A 20,667-nucleotide genomic window follows, 5' to 3' on the forward strand; every position below is an offset into this window, starting at 1 on the left:
CATGTTGCAAAATCGCGGGAATTTTTTCTGAAAATAAATTCAAATTGCTACAAATTTTTGGATGAGCTGCATATTTGCACATTTTTTGAACTTAATACTGAAAATTACCTGAATGAAACCTGTACTGAAAAATGCCCTGAAGTTAGCTGGAGGGATTGCCGTCTTAAGCCTGATAATTGTACTTATCCTGCGCTATAATACCAAAGCCCACAGCCCTGAAGCGACCGTACAATATGAAGATAACGGACTAAAAATGGAGGTTTTTTACAACCGGCCTTACAAAAAAGGCCGAAATATTTTTGGCGGACTTGTACCTTACGGGGAGGTATGGCGCACCGGCGCCAATGAGGCCACAACTTTTGAAACCCATGAAGATATAATGGTGGATGGCTCTTTATTAAGAGCAGGAAAATATACTTTGTGGACTATTCCGGGCAAAAATTCGTGGAAAGTGATTTTTAATTCCCAAATGTACCCATGGGGAATAGACATGGATAAAAAAGCTTACCGGAACCCGCAATATGACGCCCTTGTGGTGGAAATTGGAGTGGACAAACTTCAGGAAAATGTCGAGCAGTTTACCATCTTTTTCAGTAAAAGCAATGATCTTGTTTTTATGATCCTAACCTGGGACCATACCAGTGTTCCTGTTCCCATAAAGCCGGCACCACCAAAAGTCTTTTAGCAAAAAAAAGGCCGCCCGAAAAAAGCAGCCTCTATTTTAAAAAAAATTATCGATTTATTCGTCTTCGTCAAGCAAGAGATTTAGCGTTACATCTATGTTATCCCAGGTTGCACGGGAATAAGGGCAAATTTCATGCGCCTGGTTTACCAGTTTCTCCCCACTTTCCACGTCTACACCAGGAATATAACAATCCAGTGTTACAGCCAGGTCCAGGGCATCCTCATCTTCGTTCTGCCCAATTTCAACAATACCGGTAATACTGAAATCCCCCAGGTCGATTTTGTGGCTTTTGGCTACCAGTTCCAGGGCGCTGCCAAAGCAGGCAGAATATCCTGCCGCAAATAACTGCTCTGGGTTTGTGTATTCTCCACCCTCTCCGCCAAGGCTTTTGGGCATGCTCAATTTCATATCTAAAACACCATCATCACTTGTAGTGTGGCCATTGCGGCCTCCTGTGGTTGTAACGGTGGTTTTGTACAATGTTTTCATTTCGGGAATTGTTTAAAATTATTTTTATCAGCTTCAATATACAAATAATATTGCCACACAGAATGAATTCCTAACTTTGCAAGAAACCATTTCACCCTTTGAGCAAAAGTTCTGAAAAATCAGCTTTAAACCAGTCAGGAAGCAATCCGGCCTCCAGGAATGTCAATCCCGATTCTGCCAGGCGCATCAGGTCCTTCCGGAAAAAAGGCGCTTCAGAAAAAAAACTGCTGGACAACTTGCTGGAGGGAAATAAAACCGCGCTGGGCAGGGCCATCACTTTAGTGGAAAGCAACCAGCCCCTTCACCAGGAAAAGGCGCGCTCCCTGGTGGAGGGTGCCGTAGCATTAGCCGGTAAATCCATCAGGATAGGAATAACAGGAGTGCCCGGGGTTGGAAAAAGTACCTTTATTGAGAGCCTGGGAAAGTTCCTTATTAAAGAAGGAAAAAAAGTGGCCGTTCTTGCGGTAGATCCCACGAGCAGCCTTTCCCATGGGAGTATTCTGGGAGACAAAACCCGCATGGAAGAACTGGTAAAAGAAGAAAATGCTTTTATACGCCCCTCGCCCAGCGGTGATTCCCTGGGAGGCGTATCCAGGAAAACACGGGAGAGTATACTTTTGTGCGAAGCCGCAGGTTTTGATGTCATCCTTATAGAAACAGTGGGCGTGGGCCAGAGCGAAACCAGCGTGCACAGCATGACCGATTTCTTTTTACTGCTGAAACTTGCCGGCGCGGGCGATGAACTGCAGGGCATAAAACGCGGTATTATTGAAATGGCAGACGCCATTGTAATTAACAAAGCTGATGGGGAAAACCAGAAAGCCGCTCGGGAGGCACGCCTGGAATTTAAAAGGGCGCTTCAGCTTTACCCTGCCAAAGAAAGTGGCTGGCAGCCAAAAGTGAATTTATGCAGTGCCCTCTATAGTACCGGCATTCCCGAAATTTGGAAAATGCTGGAAGAGTATCAAAAACTGGCGAAGGAAAATGGATATTTTTACAAAAACCGCCACCAGCAAAATAAACAATGGTTGTTACAAACTATAGATGAACACCTAAAGCGGAATTTCTACCAGCATCCTGAAATAAAAGAGGCGCTTGCCGCACAGCTGGAAGAAATTTCCAGGAATAACACCACGGCATTTGCCGCCGCAAACCTTCTTCTGCAAAAATACCGCGACTTACAGAAAATTTGATTTATACCAGTTTATCTGCAACTGCAAACCTTCTTTTAAGGTGGTAGTAGGCATGTAATCCAGTATTTTTTTTGCCTTGGCGATATTGGCCCGGGTATGCCACTGGTCTCCAGCTCTTTTTGGAACCAGCTCCAGCTCAATTTTTATCCCCAGTAATTCCTGTACCAGGTCTATCCCTTCCTGGGTAGTATATTCTGCTTCAGTGCCCAGGTTGATGATTTCCCCATTAAGCACATGATGTTTCTGCACCGCCATAAAGATGCCTTCAACAATATCACCCACATAGGTAAAGCTCCTTAAATGTTTTTCGCTGCCGCTAAACAAAGGAAAGGACTCTTCTTTATAGGCACAGGCGATAAGCTTGGTGTACAGCTTTTCCGGGCGTTCCCTCGGGCCGTAAACCGAATATAACCTTAAGGAAGACGCATTCATTTTTTTAGTGCGGCTTTCTGCCAGCACCAGCTGCTCTGCCGCCAGCTTTGTTACCCCGTAAAACGATGCCGGTTTGGGAGCGGCATCTTCGGGATAAGTAGCCTCCAGGCCATACACCGAAGAAGTGGAAATATTAAAAAAATGCTTTAACCGCTTGTTCCGGTGTGCAAACCCAATCAAATTTTGAGTGGCCTTGACATTATTTTCCAGGTACTCTTCAAAAGTGACCGAAGCCGATATTCCCGGTTGCGCGGCAAAATGGATGATAAAATCGAAATCCTGCTCCAGTTTTTGGTACTCATCAGGATTTCGTAAATCCATTTCAATAACTTCAATCCCCTGTTGCTCCAGGGTATCCCTGTTCAGCTTTTTAAGAGAGGTGTCGTAATAGTTAGAAAAATTGTCGATCCCTTTAACACTGAAGCCTTCCCTTTTGAGGCGTTCAGCCATATGTGAAGCGATAAAGCCGGCCGCGCCGGTAACCAGAATTTTCATGTAAAACATTTTGAACTTACCGGGAATTTTTTCTTCCCGCTAAAGTTTGCGGCCGCAAAGTACAATGTTTCTTTTTATTTTCCTTTTTTTCAGAAAAGCGAATTCCTGAATTTAATTCATATTAATACCTTTGCGCCCAATCTATGTTATGAATTACGAATTTACCATCATCGTTCCGCTTTACAATGAACAGGAAAATTTAAGGCGGGTGGAAGAAGCCTTAACAAAGTATATCGAAATTGCGAAAAAAAAGACCTGCGTGCTCTTTGTAAATGATGGTTCTGTAGACGAAAGCCTGGTGATCATCAAAGATATTTGTAGTCGCAATCCCGACTTTAAATTTATTTCTTTTGAAAAAAACTGCGGCCTGAGCGCCGCGATAAAAGCCGGTTTTGATTATGCACATACCCCGCTTATAGGTTACATTGATTCTGACCTGCAAACAGATCCTGAAGATTTTAATATTTTAATGGATTATATTGCGGAATACGACCTGGTGACCGGCCACCGTGCAGACCGAAAGGATTCTTTTGTAAAAAACATGTCTTCCCTTGTCGCCAACGGCATACGCAGGAGCTTTACCCATGATGGTATGGACGATACCGGCTGCCCCCTGAAGATCATTAAAGCCGATTATGCCAAACGCATTCCCATGTTTAAAGGGCTGCACCGGTTTTTACCGGCCATGATCCTGCTACAAAAAGGTAAAGTGGTGCAGGTCCCGGTAAGGCATTACCCACGTATTGCCGGAAAAGCCAAATTTCACCTTTTAAATCGCCTGGTGGGGCCTTTTATAGACTGTTTTGCCTATTTATGGATGAAAAGAAATTACATTAATTACAATGTAGTTGCTAAAGATGAATAGCTGGCAAATATATGCGGTGGGGTTCACCGCCCAAATTCTCTTTTCGAGCAGGCTGTTAATGCAATGGATACTTTCGGAGAGAAAGAAAAAGGTAATCACTCCTTCCCTCTTCTGGAAGATAAGCTTGTTCGCCTCTTTCCTTTTGTTCGTGTATGGTTATTTGCGGGAAGATTTTTCCATAATGTTAGGCCAGGCCATCACTTACTTTATTTACATCCGCAATTTACAGCTGCAGGGAGAATGGCAAAAAGCTCCCAAAGCCCTGCGCTGGTTCCTGTATTTTTTCCCAGTGCTGCTCACCATATATTCTTATAATAATGGTACTTATGATGTGCAAAAGCTATTCTTTAACGAGCAGATTCCTTTATGGCTGCTCATAATGGGTTCGGCAGCGCAGCTTATCTTTAACCTGCGCTTTTTTTACCAGTGGATTTATTCTGAAAAAATAAAAGAATCGGTTTTACCGCTGGGGTTCTGGCTGTTAAGCCTGGTGGGGGCATTGCTTATCCTTACCTACGCGATTATAAGAAAAGACCCGGTGCTGTTTGCGGGACATGTACTGGGAAGTTTTATATACGCCCGAAACATCCTTTTAAGCCGAAGTTTTTCCCGAAAGGTGCAGAGGTAACTTCAGCTGGAAACAGGCTCCTTCAGCCTATCCTTATAAAACCTCGGATATTTATTCCAAAACTTCCATATAAAACCTGCAGCAGTGGTTATACGCGAAATTTCTTCCGCAGAAAAAGATGAAATAAATAATAAATATAGCCCAATATGCCTCCTATCGTCATTCCCGTAAGTATATCGGCCGGATAATGAACCCCCAGGTAAATACGACTATACGAGGCGAGCAACGGCCAGAGGAGGATAAGGTAAATCCACTTTTTATAAATGCCCCTGAACAGAAGAATCAAAAAAACGGCCACTCCCATGGAATTAGACGCATGTGCCGAAAAATAGCCATAGCTGCCACAGCGCACCGCCACAAAACGGGCCTGCTCCATGATTCCTTCCTGCCGGCAAGGCCTTAGCCTTTGGAAGCCATCTTTAAAAAGATTGGCCAGCTGATCTGTAGAAGTTATCAAAAGCGCGATTACCAGAACGCTGAGCACCGTATTTTTCCATCCAAAGTTGCGGTAGAGCAAATAAATTAGAAGTATGTATAATGGAATACCGGTAAATTTATTGCTGATAGCACGCCAGAAACCATCCCAGGCCGGTGTTCCCAGATTGTTAAGGAATAAAAACACTTCATGGTCCAGCCTTATCAATTCTTCCATCTCCTACTCTTCGTAACGGCTTACTTCCCGGTCGTAAAAAGCACTGGCCTGCTCAATTAAAGATTCGGCTTCATTTGCCAGTTCTTCCTCGTCGCTGGCATCAAAATCCTCCAGCCATTCTACCTCATCATTTTCAAGGTTGATAATAAAGCGGGGAAATTCAGTATGAACAATAAAAACAGCATCGGGATAATCGGTATTATCACCAAGCAGAAATTTTGGAAAATCCATGTTTAATTTTGATTTATGTTTGTTCCCAATTTCGGGTTAAATTTACTCAATATCAATCTTTTACTCAGGTAAGCGAACCTAAAATACAACATTAATGCTGAAGAAGTCAAGCCTGCGAGCAACCCCAGCCATATTCCCATACTGCCCAATCTTTCCTCTCCGCCAAAATACCAGGAAACGGGAAAACCGATGATCCAGTATGAAATAAAACAGATTACGGTGGGAATCCGCACATCCTGAAGGCCTCTTAAAGCCCCAAGGATTACCACCTGCAGCCCATCGCTTAACTGGAACAATGCCGCTACAACCAATAGCTGGGCTGCAAGAAAAACAACCTCGGCATTATCTATATAAAAGGTGGGCAGTATATTTTTCAGCAAAATAAAACCCAGGGCAAAAACGGCTTCTATAAGGAATATCAGCAAAAACGTAGACAGGGCTATTCTTCGTAAGTCTTTAAAATGCCCAAGCCCTTTCTGGTTTCCCACTCTTATGGTGGCGGTAACCCCCAGCCCCACCGCAACCATAAACGTCATGGAAGCAAGGTTAAGGGCAATTTGATTTGCCGCCTGAGGATTGGTGCCCAGCTGCCCCGCAAGAAATACCGTAGCGGTGAAGATGGCCACTTCAAAAAACATCTGCAGGGCGGTCGGAAATCCCAGCTCCAGTAACCTTCGGAATACCCCTGCCTTTAAAAATTCCTTTTTAGTCCATTTAAAATAACCGGCGAATTTCTTCCTGCGCTTCAAGATTTCCCAGATAAACCACAGCATAAAAAACCTGGAAATCAAGGTGCCAATGGCCGCGCCTTCCAGTTCCAGCCTTGGAAAGATCCAGAACCCATAAATAAGGATATAATTAAAAACCACGTTTACCACGTTGCTGAGCAAAGTGGCATACATGGAATATTTTGTTTGGGAAAGCCCATCGGCGAATTGCTTAAAAGCCTGAAAAAGCATTAAAGGCAGCATGGAAAAAGCCACAATTTCAAGGTAAGGAATGGCCAGTTCCACTACTTCCGGCGGTTGGTCTAAATAATATAAAATCGGCTTTGCCAAGAGCAGCAGTAAAAACAGAAGGATGCCGTTTATGCCACAAAGAATGATCCCGTGGTGAAAATAGCTTCTTCCTTTTTCGATATCTCCTGCCCCATCTGCTTCAGCAATAAGTGGTGTAATGGCGAAAGAAAAGCCAATCCCGAGGGACAAGGCTATAAATACAAGGCTGTTTCCCAAAGAAACCGCTGCCAGAGGCGCCGCTCCCAGCCGACCAATCATCAGGTTATCCACCAAACCTACCATTACATGCCCTAACTGGCCCAACATAACCGGAAAGGCCAGCTTCAGGTTTTTAGGAAATTCTTTAGTGTAAGCCGATAATTGCAAGCGCTTGATTTTTTTGGAGTGCAAAGATAGGAGGTTTTCCCTGCTTAAAAATTATAATCTATTTGAAATTTTCCTTGAGGAAAACCTTATCTGAGAAAAATATTAACTCCCAGTTTTAACTTCAAAATGTCAATGGGAATGCACTAACAAAAAGTATTATTTTCAAGAATTAATTAACGGAATCTTTATTGTCTTCTATTTTACTTCAGAGAGAAAACACTCCTAAGTCTTTTGGAGTATAATTGGAAAAATAAGTGAATTAATGAGTTAACGTAGGATTTTTCAATCAATCGTTTCCGTTATAGCCTTATTTAAATAAATAATTGATTTTCAGTTAATTAAACCTTATATAAAACTCATAAAGTGTTAAAATAAAAAATACAGATGGATTTTTAACGCAACCGATTGCGTTCGATCAATAATTTATTTACATTTAGGATATCACAAATTTTTCCGGTTTAATTATAAATCTCACATATTTTAGAACCTAATAATATGAATATAACATTACACCTCATTAATTCCCCACAAGGCGTTCATGAAAAAACTTTAATTCATTTTGAGTTTCAATTTCGCCTAAATTGACAGCCCATGAAGTCACCAATGGAACGGCCCCTGTATCCAGAGCAATCATTTTAGTAAAGTAGATCAACATTGGCACCAGCGCAGGCCTTGACGGAACTATGTGATTATAATGTACCTACGGATTTTATTATGGTTTGAAAGATTGAATCAAAATTAATATTAATCAATAACCTTTAAATTATGAAAAACTTTAGGTATTACGTGGTTTTTTTATTACTGTCAACTTTGCTCTTCACCTTCTGTAGTAAGGATGACAAACCGGGAAATGATCTTAGCCCCGACAAGGCTAGTATTTCCTTTGGTGCATTACTCAATGATCTTGTTAGCAGAAAGCCAGATTTAAAGCAGGCCCTGGAAGACCTTCCGGAATGTAGTGAAGGTATTCCTGTCTATGTTGAAGTTGCCCTTTCTCAGGACGGAGAATGGATTGTGGGAGATGATGAAAATCCTTTAATGGTGCAACTAAGCCCTACTCCCGCCGACTATGATGGGGATGGAGTTGACAATTACTTTACTGAAGCATCTCCAGATTTGGAACTAAGTCCGGGTACTTATACTCTGGAATATTTTACAGTTATGGATGAAAATGGCAACACCCTCTGGATCGCTCCCCGTGATTTAGAAGGAACTGATGATTATGCCAATTTTGTGGAAAATCCTTTACCCTTGGATATTTCCCTTGGGGCCGGAGTAAAGAAATATGTAGATGTAGATGTACTGTGTTATGATAACCGCATGGTTAACCAGTATGGCTACCTCTTTTTCGATATAGAACAAAGCCAGGTGATTGACTTTTGTATTTTTGGAAATTATTGCGATGAAAACGGCAGGCATTTTCCTGCACATTTCAGTGCAGATGTCTGGTCCTACAGTGGTGATCCTGACAATCCCAGGGGAGAGGTACTTCAAAACAATATCATGAATGAGGTAGGAATGAATAATGATGGTGATTATTATGCCGATCCTTTATGTCTTCCTTTGCCGGATAGAAGCGGAGAAGATCAATACTACGTAGAAATCAGGCTTATGAATTCTGATGCATACGAGGCTGATGCCCGTTTAATTAGAAGCGGAGTGATTACCGATGATGATGTTCGTGCTTTATTTGACGGCGAAGATAATGCTGATTACTATCATTTTAAGTATGGCTACTGCAATATGGAGGACGTACCGATGTTGTTTGATGAAGCATTGCCTCAATTTGGTGAACTGCCTGTTGTAGAACCATTAACCGATCCTTTTGCATGGGCTGATGGTAATGGTCGTTCTACAGATTTTGGGGACTGGGAAAGACGCAGGGAAGAAATTAAAGCAGAAATTGAACAGTATGAAATAGGAACAATACCTGAGCGGCCAGAAAACATTACAGCCAGTTATGATAATGAAACGCTTACCGTAAATGTTACTGTTAATGGTAAGACTATAACACTTACCTCTCAAGTTTTACTCCCTTCGGGTAATGGACCGTTTCCGGCTGTAATTGGAATGAACAGTCCTAATGGAAGTATTCCTTCCGATATTTTCACTGATAACAATGTAGCCAGAATCAGGTATAACCATAATCAGGTAACAACCTATTATAATCCTCAGTTATCTGATCCATTTTTTCAACTTTATCCAGAACACAATTTGGAAAATACAGGACAATACAGTGCCTGGGTTTGGGGAGTTAGCCGTATTATTGATGGCCTGGAATTAGTTCAATCCTCACTGCCCATTGATTTAGATCATATAGCTGTAACCGGATGCTCCTACGCTGGGAAAATGGCCTTATTCGCAGGTGCTTTTGATGAACGTATTGCCCTTACTATTGCACAGGAATCCGGAGGAGGAGGTGCTCCTGCCTGGAGGGTTTCTGAGACTTTAGGTAATGTGGAAACTTTAGGTAGAACAAGTTATGACTGGTTCCGGGATAGTATGCGGGAATTTTCAAGTGATGTCAATAGACTGCCATATGACCATCATGAACTTATGGCGTTGGTAGCCCCCAGAGCATTACTAGTTACTGGTAATACTTCCTTTGAATGGTTAGCCAATCCTTCTGCATATGTATCGGCAAGAGCTGCTCGTGAAGTTTATAAAGAATTTGGAATAGCTGATAGACTTGGATTTTATATCGATGGCGGGCACAATCATTGTGCAATACCAGATACACAGCGTCCCGCAATAGAAGCCTTTGTTGAAAAGTTTCTTCTAGGCAACAATGGTGTAAATACAGATATTACCGTTAATCCTTATCCTGAATTAGATTATGAACGCTGGTATGAATGGTGGGGAACAAACGATCCTGTTTTACCTCCTTCATCATAATCAAGGAATTGAAATGGAATGCGTGTAGTCAGATATTCTATTCTCCAGCAACAAAGCAAATGATAAAACCGGATGATAGTACGGATACTTTTAGCTGGCTGATCTAAAGCTTATGATTTGTAAAATTTTATAAAAAGAAGAACTAACTGACCGATTGTCGCATAGTAAAATGACCATCTAAGAAATTAGGTGGTCATTTTTAATATTAGCAGAAAGCATTAAAACTTCAACTTTAAAAGATGAATCGATATTTATGGAGCTTTTGGCACAGCGAAAAATATAAACAATAATGCCGTAAATAATTAAAAGATTTATCTGTACAAAATAAACTACATCTTCTCTTTCTTTGCTGTATTTATTTGCTTTAAACCATGATTATCTACAAGATAAACCAGGGAAGCCATTGTGGCCGCGCCAAGTTCCAACTCCCTTTTATTTACTTCTTCGAAAGTATCGTTAGCGGCATGGTGATAATCAAAATAGCGCTGTGAATCCGGGCGCAATCCTGCCAGTACCACATCGCCTTCTTTTAAAGGTCCAACATCGGCCCCACTCTCTCCCAGTTCAAAATAGTGGATCAGGTAAGGCTTAAAAAGTTCCTGCCAACTAAGGATTTGTGCAAACTGGGCTTTATCGGCATCAAAAGAAAATCCGCGGGGGGTGAAACCTCCGGAGTCACTTTCCAGGGCAAAAACATGATGTTCTCCTTTTGTTTTGGCAACTTCAGCATATTTTTTTCCGCCACGAAGTCCGTTTTCTTCATTCATAAACAAAACCACGCGCAGGGTTTTCCTGGGTTTATATCCAACTTCCTTAAAAAGCCTCAACACTTCCATAGACTGTACCACGCCTGCACCATCATCATGGGAACCATCTCCCAGGTCCCAGGAATCCAGATGGCCGCCAACCACCATTATTTCTTCAGGATTTTCGCTTCCGGTGATTTCCCCTATTACATTATAGGATTGTACATCTTCATGCTGTTCACAATTTAATTTATAGTAGAACTCAAGATCTTTGTTCATTTTAAGAATTCCGCTAAGGTAAGATGCATCATTTGTGCTTATAGCCGCGGCAGGAATCCTTTTGGAAACAGGAGTATCACCATAACCCATAGAACCTGTATGAGGAAAATCGTCCATTCTTAAATTCATGGAGCGCACAATCACCCCAACAGCGCCATATTTTGCCGCTTCTGCCGCACCGGAATAACGTTGGTCCACACATCCGCCATAAGCTTCGAATGTATTTATCAGATCTGCCCGCATAGGACGGTTAAAAAAGACAATTTTTCCCTGTATTTGTTCTTTACCATAGCGTTCAAGATCTTCTATCCCCTGCACTTCAATTACCCGGGCTTTTGTACCTCCTGCTGGTGTTGCCACTGAACCGCCCAAAGCGGCTATATTTACGTTTTTGGTCACCCCGGGAGAGGTTTGCACGTAAGCAAACTCTTTGGCTCCACGGGTCCACTTTGGCACCATAACCGGTTGTAACCATACTTTATCCAGTCCTAATTCTTCCAGTTGCGCTTTGGTATATTCCACCGCCTGCTGTGCCTGGTAAGAACCTGAAAGCCTGCCACCAATTTTATTGGAGAGGTAATCCAGCCAGTCATAACTTTTCCCATTCAGGAGGGACATATCATAAATTTTGCGCAGCATTAAAGAATCTGCTTCTTCAGCCTTCATTTGTGAAAAAGCGGAATGTGCGCTAAGAAAAACCAGTACGGTTAAAAAAATTCTTTTCATTATTCTTGATCTCAGTTAAGTGAATTAGATTTTGGCGGGAAGATAAAGATTATTCTTTTTCCAGTTGCCTCCGGTAATCATCTAAATTTTCCAAAATATCCGGCGGCAGACTTGGCTCCTGTACTTCCTGGTAAGTTTCCAGCTTCTCCTGCATGATTCTGGCAACCAGATAACGTGCCGCATGCTTGCTGTCTGCCGGGATCACATACCAGGGTAAATCTTTAGTAGCCGTGTTATTTATGGCTTCTTCATAACTGCTGCGATAAGCATCCCATAGCTTTCTTTCCTCCAGATCACCGGGAGAAAATTTCCAGTTTTTATTTGGTTTTCTAAGCCTTCTTAAGAGTCGCTGCCTTTGCTCTTCTTTTGAAATATTCAGGAAAAATTTAAATACAATAATGCCGTTGCGGCTAATATGCTTTTCGAAATTATGTATTTCCTCATATCTCCTTTTCCAGAAGTTCTCATTAATATCATTAATAGAAGTTACTCCCGGAAGGCGCTCATTCAGGATATATTCGGGATGAACCTTGGTGACCAAAACATTTTCGTAATGCGTCCTGTTGAAAACCCCAAATTTCCCTCTCTCCGGAAGGGCGCAATAATGCCTCCATAAAAAATCATGTTTCAGTTCCCGCGAAGTTGGGGTCTTAAAACTGTGCACCACAACTCCCCGGCTGTTAAAACCTTTAAAAACCTCCCTTACAAGGCTGTCTTTCCCCGCCGTGTCCATTCCCTGCAGGCAAACCAGCACGGCATAGCGGTTATGGGCATACAACTTATCCTGCCAGTCTGCCATTTTCTTGCGGGTGGCTTTCAGCGCTTTTTTTAATTCATGTTTTTCAGGTTGATCTTCGAGAGCGGTGGGTAAAGATTCCAGCTGAACGGAATCTGTTATTTTGAATTTATTTAAATCGACATCTTTCATATTGTAAAAGCTTGGAATCCTAAATATACAATCTTTGGGAGACTTATTTTTTTTATCTTCGCGGCAAAAGAACGTCAGCTTGAATCCACAAGAAAAAGAAGAAATTATTGAAAAGGTAAGCCTCCTGCTTAAAGAGGTTCCTTCTTCAATGGATATCGTTAAAAAAGGAAAAGACAGGGAACGCAGGTTCAGGTATCTGGCCACTTATATGGTAGAAAAAGCCATAGAAAAAGATGCCCTTATCATTTCTGAAAATCGAAAAGGCATTGCCATTCTTTTTAAAACAAGCAGAAAAGAAGAATCTTTCTGGAAAGATTTATGGCAGGAAATAGGACTTGTATGGAACGTTACAGGCGTGAAAAACGCTTATAAAATCCTCAAGAACCAGAATTACATCAAAAAACAGCGCCCTCAAAAAGGACAATATCTTTATTGCTGGTTTTGGGGAATCCTTCCCGATTCCCGTGGTGCCGATACGCAGGTGGGAAAATCTATGAAAGATGAATTTTACCGCCAGGCCCGGGAGTATCAAATTCCTCTTTATGCTGAAACGCGTATTAGAAAAAACGCGGTAGTTTATCAACGGTTTGGATTTGAACTTTTCCACACCTGGCAGCACCCCAGCGGGGACACCATGTACTTTTTAAGGTATGTTCCGGATAATGTGAAGAAAGTAGAGTAGTAAAAAACATCAGGTTTTGAGCTATAGGCTTTCTGTTGTCTGTTGTCTGTTGTCTGTTGTCTGTTGTCTGTTGTCTGTTGTCTGTTGTCTGAAATTAATATTTAAATCTTACTTTAAGAAGTTTTTTAAAAGACTTCTCACTTCTCACTTCTCACTTCCTCTCCACTTTCTAAAACTTACTCGCGAAAAGGTTTACATCTTCTGCGGTCACTTTTTCCCCGCCCAATATAATAAGGCGTTCCACTACATTCCGCAATTCCCTCACATTCCCGCGCCAGTCATATTCTTTTAAAATTTCCAGTGCTTCTGCGGTAAATTCTTTTTTATTGGTGCCTTGTTCACTGGCAATTTTAGCGCTGAAATGTTCTACCAATAGCGGGATATCCTCCTTTCGCTCATTAAGCGCCGGTACCTGAATAAGAATTACCGCTAAACGGTGGTAAAGATCTTCCCGGAATTTATTATCATCTATTTCGGCCTTAAGGTCTTTGTTGGTAGCCGCGACTACCCGAACATCTACCTTAATGTCCTTGTCACTTCCCACCCTGGAAATTTTATTTTCCTGAAGTGCCCGCAGGACCTTGGCCTGGGCAGAAAGGCTCATATCCCCAATTTCATCCAGGAAAATGGTACCGCCATTAGCCGCTTCAAATTTACCGGCACGGTCTTTATTTGCTGAAGTAAATGCTCCCTTTACATGCCCAAAGAGTTCACTCTCAATCAATTCTGAAGGGATTGCAGCGCAATTTACCTCAATCATAGGACCTTTTGAACGTTCACTCTTTTGATGCAGCCAATGGGCCACGAGTTCTTTTCCTGTTCCGTTTGGGCCGGTAATAAGCACACGGGCATCGGTATGGGCAACCTTTTCTATAAGGTCTTTAATCCGCACAATGGCTTCAGATTCCCCGATCATTTCATAATTCTTGCCGACTTTTTTCTTCAGCCTGGAATTTTCCACCACCAGTTCTTTTCGGTCTAAAGCATTACGCACAGTATTAAGAAGTCGGTTTAGGTCCGGCGGTTTAGAAATATAGTCGAAAGCGCCCATTTTCATCGTATTCACGGCAGTTTCAAGGTCGCCATGGCCGGAGATCATCACCACCGGGATTTCAGGTTTGATTTTCCGGATAGATTCCAGTACTTCAACTCCATCCATTTTAGGCATTTTGATATCACAAAGAACAAGATCGTAATCTTCATCCTTAATTTTTTCCATTCCCTCAAGGCCATCGGCAGCTTCTTCTACGGAATAATTTTTATTTTCTTCAGTAAGAATTTTTATCAGCACTCTCCTGATTGCCGCTTCGTCTTCTATCAATAAAATCTTAGCCATATTTATTGCTCAATTTTAATTATTCATCTGCCTCACCAGTATCCTCCGGGTTTGACTTTGGGTAAAACATATGTACATCCCGCTGAGGGAAAGGAATAGTAATATTATTTAGCCTGAATTTCTTATCTATATTGAATCTTAACTCACTTTTAACTTTAGGATCTACAAAACTATCAGAAATGTAGAAGTGCAGGCCAAATTGTAAGGCTGAATCTCCAAAATCTTCAAAAAGCACAAAGGGTTCCGGGGTTTTAAGAACTCCTTTTTGTTCTTTGGCACATTCCAGCAACACCTGGCGTACCAGCTGGGTGTCACTTCCATAAGCCACCCCAACCTTTACAGCTTCCCTGGTGGTTTTATGGTTTTGAGTGTAATTGTAGATGGTGTCACTAATAAACTTATGGTTGGGAATTACCATAACTTTATCGTCCCTTGTTAAAGCACGGGTAGTCCTTAATTTGATTTCAAAAACCCGTCCTACCCTTCCATCTACTTCAATAATATCACCTACCAACAGCGATTTATCGATAATGATGAAAATCCCCCCAATGATGTCCTGAAACAGTTCCTGCAGGGCAAGTCCAACACCCACAAACAATACTGCAGAAGCCGTAAGCACCACGGTGATATCTATCCCGGCGGTACTTAAAGTAATGAGAATCACCACCAGGTAAATGATGTACTTAACGAATTTAAAGATGCTTATAAACTTCATCTTATCCTCGTCCAGCAATTTTCCAAAAATAAAAGACCTTAATACCCGCAGCAGAATACTGGTAAGCACGAAGGAGATCACTACCATAAAAATAAGTCCTACGGTTATTTTTATGGTTTCTACTGAAGCTCCATCCTTAACGTCATATGTGAAGAGAACAAATTCCCAGAAATCTTTTATAGCGCCCCAGATATCCTGTTCTATTACCTCTGATATTTTCTCCTGTGCACCAGACTGCAGCATCCCTCCTTAATATTTAAGCCATTTGTAAATCTCCTTATAGCTTGCTTTTTTGCCGTACATTAAGATACCTATCCTGTAGATCCTGGCGGCAAGCCATACCACTGCAAGATTAGTAAGTATAAGGATGAGAATTGAAATGCCAAGTTCCCACCACGGCACTCCAAAAGGAATACGCATTAGCATAACAATGGGGGAAGTAAGGGGGATCATTGAAAAAATTGTAGAAACCGTACCATGCGGATTTTCGATAACAGCAAAAAAGCCTACATAAATCCCCAGCATTAACGGCAGGATAACCGGAAACATAAATTGCTGTGTATCGGTCTCGCTATCTACCGCGGCACCAATGGCGGCATAGATCGCGCTATATAAAAAGTAGCCTCCAATAAAGAAAATAAGGAAAAAGATAAGCAGGCTTAAAATTGGAAGATTAAGTACATCCACAATTAACTGCTGAACTTCGGGCTGCATCATTTCTTCTACCTGCCCCTGGGCCGGTGATTGTATGGTAAGCGGATCTATCCCAAAAAAGAAAGCAAGGATCGCAAAAAGAATTCCGCCCAAAACAACCCAGATACTAAACTGCGTGATTCCTGCCAGGGATGTTCCTATAACTTTCCCCAGCATTAGCTGAATTGGTTTTACTGAAGAAACTATAATTTCAATGATTCTATTTGTTTTTTCCTCTATTACACTGCGCATCACCATATTGCCATAAATAATGATAAACATCATGAGCAGATATCCGGCAGCCCCGCCAAAGAACATTTTGATGTAATTGGACATTTTCGAGCTGCGTTCTCCTGAAAAATTCTGGATCTGAACACTTACCTGTGCCCGGGCGTCTTCAATTTCGGAAGTATCGATTCCGCGATCCTTAAGCTCCTGATCGGTGAGTTTATCGGCTATAATTTTTTCTATATTCTGTAAAGTGCCCATCCCCGGGGATTCTTTTCCGAAGAAACGTACGTCTTTGGCAAGATCGGCATGATTGGAAATGTTGGGAATCTGGATAAGGCCATAATATTCCTGGTCCAGAACCTTTTGTTTGGCCTCCTGCAAATCAAGATTAGAAAAATCCAGATACTGCACCTGCTCATTATCTTTAAACTCTTCTGTAAAAAGCCCTGTTTCATCATGAATCCCAATAATACGCTGTTCACTACTGTTAAGCATGCTTAGATAGGCGATCAACAAAATCATTCCCACCAGGATTAGCGGACTAAGGAAAGTCATCACTATAAAAGTTTTGTTCCTGACCCTTGCCAGATATTCCCGCTGAATTATAAGCTTCAGATTACGCATTTTGAGTAACTGTTTTAATAAAAATATCATTAACCGAAGGGATTACCTCTACAAAATGGTTAATTTTTCCTTTTGAAATTAAATACTGCAACAAATCGTTTGGCGATTCCCCATCTTTTAACTGCACACTCACTTTTAGGTCGTCATTTATGCTTTTAAAATAAGCCGTTCCTAAAACAAATTTCTCCTCCAGTTCTCCCAACAACGCAGCCTCATCCTGCACCTCCACTCCTATTTCGTAAGTATTAGACTTATATTGCTTTTTAATGTCTGATACCTTGCCATCCAGCAATTTGTTGGATTTATTGATAAGCGCCATATAGTCGCACAACTCTTCCACACTTTCCATCCTGTGGGTGGAAAAAAGAATAGTGGCGCCTTCTTCTTTTAGCTGAAGGATTTCCCTTTTGATTATTCCTGCGTTCACGGGATCAAAACCACTAAAAGGTTCATCAAAAATCAACAATTTGGGATTATGAAGTACGGTGATCACAAACTGGACTTTTTGAGCCATTCCCTTAGAAAGCTCCTGAATTTTCTTGTCCCACCAGCTGGTAATTTCAAGTTTCTCAAACCAGTACTGCAGGCGTTCTTTGGCTTCAGCTTTTGATAGACCTTTAAGTCGTGCAAGATATAAGGCCTGTTCCCCAACTTTCATAGACTTATAAAGCCCCCTTTCCTCAGGCAGGTATCCTATATGAACAATATCATTAGGGTGTAAAGGTTTCCCTTCCAGGAAGACCCTGCCTTCATCGGGCATGGTAATTTGGTTGATTATCCTGAGCAAAGTAGTTTTCCCTGCCCCGTTTGGGCCCAGTAATCCAAAGACACTACCCCTGGGAATAGTTATCGATACGTTGTTAAGTGCAGTAAATTTTCCGAAGCGTTTGTAGATATTTTCCGCTACTAAAAGATTCTCCATATAGAAATTTTCCAGATGAGGTAAAGATATAGAAATAGCATGAGAGATAATGGGATTAAAAACACTTTCTAAATTCCGGAACCCCTTAAAAACAAAACCCACCCTCAATTGAAATCAAGGATGGGAAAAAAATTGCTATGAAAAAGAAAAATTATCACTAAACGATTAGTGATACTCAAATATATAAATTTTTTCTTAAAACCATAGGATTAAGAAAACATATCTTTAACTTTTTCAAAAAATGACTTATCACTTTTCTCCGGATTAGGCTGAAAATTCTCGTCATTAGCCATTTTCTCGAAGAATTCACGTTGTTCTTTATTTAAGGTTTTAGGCGTCCAGACATTTACATGTACGAGCAAATCTCCTTTTCCGTAACCGTTAAGGTTGGAAATTCCTTTTCCCCTTAAACGGAGGATTTTCCCGGACTGCACCCCTTCATCAATCTTAATGCGCACTTTTCCTGAAACCGTATCAATTTCACGGGAACTTCCTAAAGCTGCTTCAGAATAACTTATATAAAGGTCATAATGCAGATTATCGCCTTCCCTTTGCAGGCTCGCGTGTTCCTTTTCATCAATAGCAACAAGCAAGTCACCGGGAACACCATTTCCAGGGGCGTCATTACCCTTTCCGGAAACTTTAAGCTGCATGCCGTCTTCCACACCGGCAGGAATTTTAATCGAAACCGTTTCCTCCTGCGTTACCAGTCCATGCGCATCAGCATCGGCAGGTTTCTTATCAATTATCTGTCCGCTGCCTCCGCATACATTACAGGGTGATGCGGTTTGCATTCTTCCCAAAATCGTATTGGTTACGCGGGTAACCTGGCCCGTACCATTACAGGTAGAACAGGTTTTATAAGTAGTTCCAGGGGCCTGGACCTTTCGTTTTACTTTTATCTTCTTCTCTACGCCATTGGCGATTTCTTCCAAAGTAAGTGAAACCCGGATCCTGAGATTGCTACCCTTGGCACGACGCTGGCCTCCGCCAAAGCCGCCACCAAAACCAGAGAAACCTCCTCCACCAAAGCCTCCGCCAAAGATGTCACCAAACTGGCTAAAGATATCATCCATATTCATGCCGCCGGCTCCTCCGCCAAAGCCACCACCTTCAAAAGCCTGGTGTCCGTAACGGTCGTAGCGCGCTTTCTTCTCCTCGTTTCCTAAAACTTCATATGCTTCTGCTGCCTTTTTAAACATTTCCTCGGCCTTCGCATCTCCCGGGTTCTTATCTGGGTGGTACTTAATGGCCATCTTGCGGTATGCCTTTTTTATTTCAGCAGAAGAAGCTCCTTTACTTAGTCCTAATATCTCGTAATAATCCTCTTTCATGGTTAATTTTTGCGGGTTCTAAAAGTGGTTTCTACTTACCGGTAACAACTTTGGGATAACGGATAATACGTTCTCCCAACTTATATCCGCGCTCAACAACGTCTACGATCTTTCCTTTAAGATCATCCGACGGGGCAGGGATTTGCGTAATGGCCTCATGAATATCGGCATCAAAGGCTTCACCTTCCTCCACATTCATAGGCTCCAAACCTTTACTTCTTAAGGTTTCGCGGAATTTATTATTAATAAGCTCCACACCCTGCAGCAGGTTTTTATCTTCGGTTTTCCTAATTTCTGTCAACGCGCGGTCAAAATCATCCAGTACCGGCAACATAGCTGTCATGACTTCCTGGTTGGCCGTTTTAAACAATTCCAGACGTTCTTTAGAAGTCCGTTTTTTATAATTTTCGAATTCAGCAAAGAGACGAAGAAATTTATCTTTTTCTTTTTGAACTTCCTCTTTCAGCAATTCTGTCTCAGACATTCCAAAATTGGAATCATCCTCGGCGTCTTCCTGGTTTTCATCTTTTTCTTCAACCTCTTCTATTGCTTCGTCCAATATATCTTCCACACGATCTTTTACAGACTCCTGTTCGTCTTTTACCTTATCGTTTTTCTTTTTGCTCATTTTTTTACGTTTTAATCTGTGCAATTCAGGGCAAAAGTATTGCCAATTCCTGCTAAATGTCAAAATGTCATTGAAAATTTTTAATAATAAATTATGAACATCCAATTGATCTTCGTTGTAATTTTGCCGACTAATCCAAAAAATAATTGTGAATTATGAAAACTAACTTGCTAAGTACATTTATGTTTGCCTTTATGGCCATATCCATTGTTGGATGTAAAAATAACCAAAACCATGAAGCAGAGGTAGAAGAGGCTAAAGAAGCTGCCGTTGCCCAAGGGGAAGTTATGGAATATATGGTAGATACCACCGCATCTGTAATAGAATGGGAAGGATCAAAACCTACCGGAACACATACCGGAACAATTAAACTTGCTGAAGGAACTTTTTCTGCAAACGACTCTTTAGTTGAAAGCGGAAGCTTTAAAATTGATATGGTGACTATTGATGTAACCGATCTTGAAGGTGATGACAAACAAAATCTTGAAGCTCACCTAAAAGGTACTGTGGAAGGAAAAGAAGGAGATTTCTTTAACATCATGGAATATCCTCACGCGACTTTTGAAGTAACCGGCATTACCGAAGAAAACGGTCAAAAAATGATGGAAGGTAATCTTACCATTAAAGACCAGACTAAAAATATTTCTTTCCCAATTAATATCGACCGCTCAGGAGACGAAATTAATATTACCAGTGAAGAATTTGTTATTGACAGAACGCAATGGAACGTAAACTATGGTTCTAAATCTGTTTTTGATAATCTTGGAAATAACTTTATTAGCGACGATATCCAATTGAAATTGGACATTAAAGCTACAAAAGCCTAAAATCTTTAGTAAGATATATTACAAGGCTGCTCTTATATGGGCAGCC

The 20,667-nt window shown here is 41.4% G+C and carries 20 protein-coding genes; 7 read left to right on the plus strand and 13 right to left on the minus strand.

The window, feature by feature from the left end; genetic code table 11:
* Positions 1–112 precede the first annotated feature (112 nt).
* Positions 113–685 (plus strand): DUF2911 domain-containing protein, encoded by a 573-nt coding sequence (locus tag RM553_RS16380; protein WP_311536034.1) that lies wholly within the window; start codon positions 113–115, stop codon positions 683–685.
* Between the two features lie 54 nt (positions 686–739).
* Here the strand turns inward: RM553_RS16380 and RM553_RS16385 are convergent, their stop codons facing one another.
* On the minus strand, positions 740–1,174 hold the full coding sequence (locus RM553_RS16385) for an organic hydroperoxide resistance protein (protein WP_311536035.1): 435 nt from the start codon (positions 1,172–1,174) through the stop codon (positions 740–742).
* A gap of 98 nt (positions 1,175–1,272) precedes the next feature.
* Between RM553_RS16385 and meaB the strand changes: the two genes are divergently transcribed.
* Complete coding sequence (gene meaB, locus RM553_RS16390; protein ID WP_311536036.1) at positions 1,273–2,367, plus strand: methylmalonyl Co-A mutase-associated GTPase MeaB; 1,095 nt, start codon at positions 1,273–1,275, stop codon at positions 2,365–2,367.
* Here the strand turns inward: meaB and RM553_RS16395 are convergent.
* Complete coding sequence (locus RM553_RS16395) at positions 2,353–3,294, minus strand: NAD-dependent epimerase/dehydratase family protein (RefSeq protein ID WP_311536037.1); 942 nt, start codon at positions 3,292–3,294, stop codon at positions 2,353–2,355. The genes meaB and RM553_RS16395 overlap by 15 nt on opposite strands.
* Positions 3,295–3,442: 148 nt before the next feature.
* On the opposite strand from RM553_RS16395, the gene RM553_RS16400 reads away from it, so the two are divergent.
* Together RM553_RS16400 and RM553_RS16405 are read left to right on the plus strand one after the other, a co-directional pair.
* On the plus strand, positions 3,443–4,159 hold the full coding sequence (locus RM553_RS16400) for a glycosyltransferase (protein WP_311536038.1): 717 nt from the start codon (positions 3,443–3,445) through the stop codon (positions 4,157–4,159).
* Entirely contained in the window at positions 4,152–4,787 is a 636-nt protein-coding gene (locus tag RM553_RS16405; RefSeq protein WP_311536039.1) for a lipid-A-disaccharide synthase N-terminal domain-containing protein, read from the plus strand. Before RM553_RS16400 ends, RM553_RS16405 begins: the two co-directional genes overlap by 8 nt.
* 88 nt (positions 4,788–4,875) lie before the next feature.
* On the opposite strand, the gene RM553_RS16410 is transcribed toward RM553_RS16405, so the two are convergent.
* From RM553_RS16410 to RM553_RS16420, 3 genes are read right to left on the minus strand one after another with little or no spacing between them, the layout of a single operon-like run.
* Positions 4,876–5,439 carry a phosphatase PAP2 family protein gene (locus RM553_RS16410; protein WP_311536040.1) on the minus strand — a complete coding sequence of 188 codons (564 nt, stop codon included), beginning with the start codon at positions 5,437–5,439 and terminating at the stop codon, positions 4,876–4,878.
* Positions 5,440–5,442: 3 nt separating this feature from the next.
* Positions 5,443–5,670, minus strand: a complete 228-nt coding sequence (locus tag RM553_RS16415) for a DUF8828 family protein (RefSeq protein ID WP_311536041.1) — start codon at positions 5,668–5,670, stop codon at positions 5,443–5,445.
* Positions 5,671–5,672: 2 nt separating this feature from the next.
* Positions 5,673–7,055 (minus strand): MATE family efflux transporter, encoded by a 1,383-nt coding sequence (locus RM553_RS16420; protein WP_311536078.1) that lies wholly within the window; start codon positions 7,053–7,055, stop codon positions 5,673–5,675.
* A gap of 765 nt (positions 7,056–7,820) precedes the next feature.
* Here RM553_RS16420 and RM553_RS16425 point away from each other — a divergent pair.
* Positions 7,821–9,950, plus strand: coding sequence for a glucuronyl esterase domain-containing protein (locus RM553_RS16425; RefSeq protein ID WP_311536042.1), 2,130 nt, complete (start codon positions 7,821–7,823; stop codon positions 9,948–9,950).
* Between the two features lie 329 nt (positions 9,951–10,279).
* Here the strand turns inward: RM553_RS16425 and RM553_RS16430 are convergent, their stop codons facing one another.
* Together RM553_RS16430 and RM553_RS16435 are read right to left on the minus strand one after the other, a co-directional pair.
* Positions 10,280–11,641, minus strand: a complete 1,362-nt coding sequence (locus RM553_RS16430; protein ID WP_432271469.1) for a M20/M25/M40 family metallo-hydrolase — start codon at positions 11,639–11,641, stop codon at positions 10,280–10,282.
* Positions 11,642–11,750: 109 nt separating this feature from the next.
* On the minus strand, positions 11,751–12,629 hold the full coding sequence (locus RM553_RS16435; protein WP_311536044.1) for a PPK2 family polyphosphate kinase: 879 nt from the start codon (positions 12,627–12,629) through the stop codon (positions 11,751–11,753).
* Positions 12,630–12,708: 79 nt separating this feature from the next.
* On the opposite strand from RM553_RS16435, the gene RM553_RS16440 reads away from it, so the two are divergent.
* The gene (locus RM553_RS16440) at positions 12,709–13,311 is read left to right on the plus strand and encodes a hypothetical protein (protein ID WP_311536045.1); all 603 of its coding nucleotides are present in this window, start codon (positions 12,709–12,711) and stop codon (positions 13,309–13,311) included.
* Positions 13,312–13,480: 169 nt separating this feature from the next.
* Here the strand turns inward: RM553_RS16440 and RM553_RS16445 are convergent, their stop codons facing one another.
* The 6 genes from RM553_RS16445 to RM553_RS16470 form a co-directional block, all read right to left on the minus strand.
* Positions 13,481–14,647: a sigma-54-dependent transcriptional regulator gene (locus tag RM553_RS16445; RefSeq protein WP_311536046.1), complete on the minus strand. Its 1,167-nt coding sequence runs from the start codon at positions 14,645–14,647 to the stop codon at positions 13,481–13,483.
* A gap of 19 nt (positions 14,648–14,666) precedes the next feature.
* Positions 14,667–15,605, minus strand: a complete 939-nt coding sequence (locus RM553_RS16450; RefSeq protein ID WP_311536047.1) for a mechanosensitive ion channel family protein — start codon at positions 15,603–15,605, stop codon at positions 14,667–14,669.
* A gap of 6 nt (positions 15,606–15,611) precedes the next feature.
* The gene (locus RM553_RS16455; protein WP_311536048.1) at positions 15,612–16,910 is read right to left on the minus strand and encodes an ABC transporter permease; all 1,299 of its coding nucleotides are present in this window, start codon (positions 16,908–16,910) and stop codon (positions 15,612–15,614) included.
* A complete protein-coding gene (locus RM553_RS16460; RefSeq protein ID WP_311536049.1) occupies positions 16,903–17,832 on the minus strand; it encodes an ABC transporter ATP-binding protein in 930 nt (309 codons plus the stop codon). The genes RM553_RS16455 and RM553_RS16460 overlap by 8 nt, the downstream gene beginning before the upstream one ends.
* Positions 17,833–18,041: 209 nt before the next feature.
* Positions 18,042–19,166 carry a molecular chaperone DnaJ gene (gene dnaJ / locus RM553_RS16465; RefSeq protein ID WP_311536050.1) on the minus strand — a complete coding sequence of 375 codons (1,125 nt, stop codon included), beginning with the start codon at positions 19,164–19,166 and terminating at the stop codon, positions 18,042–18,044.
* 31 nt (positions 19,167–19,197) lie between these two features.
* Positions 19,198–19,794 (minus strand): nucleotide exchange factor GrpE, encoded by a 597-nt coding sequence (locus RM553_RS16470; RefSeq protein ID WP_311536051.1) that lies wholly within the window; start codon positions 19,792–19,794, stop codon positions 19,198–19,200.
* A gap of 155 nt (positions 19,795–19,949) precedes the next feature.
* Between RM553_RS16470 and RM553_RS16475 the strand changes: the two genes are divergently transcribed.
* Complete coding sequence (locus tag RM553_RS16475) at positions 19,950–20,621, plus strand: YceI family protein (RefSeq protein ID WP_311536052.1); 672 nt, start codon at positions 19,950–19,952, stop codon at positions 20,619–20,621.
* Positions 20,622–20,667 lie beyond the last annotated feature (46 nt).

The sequence above is a fragment of the Autumnicola tepida genome (assembly GCF_031846485.1).
Classification (GTDB): Bacteria; Bacteroidota; Bacteroidia; order Flavobacteriales; family Flavobacteriaceae; genus Autumnicola; species Autumnicola tepida.

What these genes read in the sequence shown, in the direction of transcription:
- RM553_RS16435 (WP_311536044.1), bottom strand. Translation starts at nt 12,629, where the DNA reads ATGAAAGATGTCGATTTAAATAAATTCAAAATAACAGATTCCGTTCAG.
- RM553_RS16415 (WP_311536041.1), bottom strand. Translation starts at nt 5,670, where the DNA reads ATGGATTTTCCAAAATTTCTGCTTGGTGATAATACCGATTATCCCGAT.
- RM553_RS16455 (WP_311536048.1), bottom strand. Translation starts at nt 16,910, where the DNA reads ATGCGTAATCTGAAGCTTATAATTCAGCGGGAATATCTGGCAAGGGTC.
- RM553_RS16445 (WP_311536046.1), bottom strand. Translation starts at nt 14,647, where the DNA reads ATGGCTAAGATTTTATTGATAGAAGACGAAGCGGCAATCAGGAGAGTG.
- RM553_RS16450 (WP_311536047.1), bottom strand. Translation starts at nt 15,605, where the DNA reads ATGCTGCAGTCTGGTGCACAGGAGAAAATATCAGAGGTAATAGAACAG.
- RM553_RS16395 (WP_311536037.1), bottom strand. Translation starts at nt 3,294, where the DNA reads ATGAAAATTCTGGTTACCGGCGCGGCCGGCTTTATCGCTTCACATATG.
- RM553_RS16385 (WP_311536035.1), bottom strand. Translation starts at nt 1,174, where the DNA reads ATGAAAACATTGTACAAAACCACCGTTACAACCACAGGAGGCCGCAAT.
- RM553_RS16430 (WP_432271469.1), bottom strand. Translation starts at nt 11,641, where the DNA reads ATGAAGGCTGAAGAAGCAGATTCTTTAATGCTGCGCAAAATTTATGAT.
- RM553_RS16425 (WP_311536042.1), top strand. Translation starts at nt 7,821, where the DNA reads ATGAAAAACTTTAGGTATTACGTGGTTTTTTTATTACTGTCAACTTTG.
- RM553_RS16475 (WP_311536052.1), top strand. Translation starts at nt 19,950, where the DNA reads ATGAAAACTAACTTGCTAAGTACATTTATGTTTGCCTTTATGGCCATA.
- RM553_RS16460 (WP_311536049.1), bottom strand. Translation starts at nt 17,832, where the DNA reads ATGGAGAATCTTTTAGTAGCGGAAAATATCTACAAACGCTTCGGAAAA.
- RM553_RS16405 (WP_311536039.1), top strand. Translation starts at nt 4,152, where the DNA reads ATGAATAGCTGGCAAATATATGCGGTGGGGTTCACCGCCCAAATTCTC.
- RM553_RS16410 (WP_311536040.1), bottom strand. Translation starts at nt 5,439, where the DNA reads ATGGAAGAATTGATAAGGCTGGACCATGAAGTGTTTTTATTCCTTAAC.
- RM553_RS16380 (WP_311536034.1), top strand. Translation starts at nt 113, where the DNA reads ATGAAACCTGTACTGAAAAATGCCCTGAAGTTAGCTGGAGGGATTGCC.
- RM553_RS16470 (WP_311536051.1), bottom strand. Translation starts at nt 19,794, where the DNA reads ATGAGCAAAAAGAAAAACGATAAGGTAAAAGACGAACAGGAGTCTGTA.
- dnaJ (WP_311536050.1), bottom strand. Translation starts at nt 19,166, where the DNA reads ATGAAAGAGGATTATTACGAGATATTAGGACTAAGTAAAGGAGCTTCT.
- RM553_RS16400 (WP_311536038.1), top strand. Translation starts at nt 3,443, where the DNA reads ATGAATTACGAATTTACCATCATCGTTCCGCTTTACAATGAACAGGAA.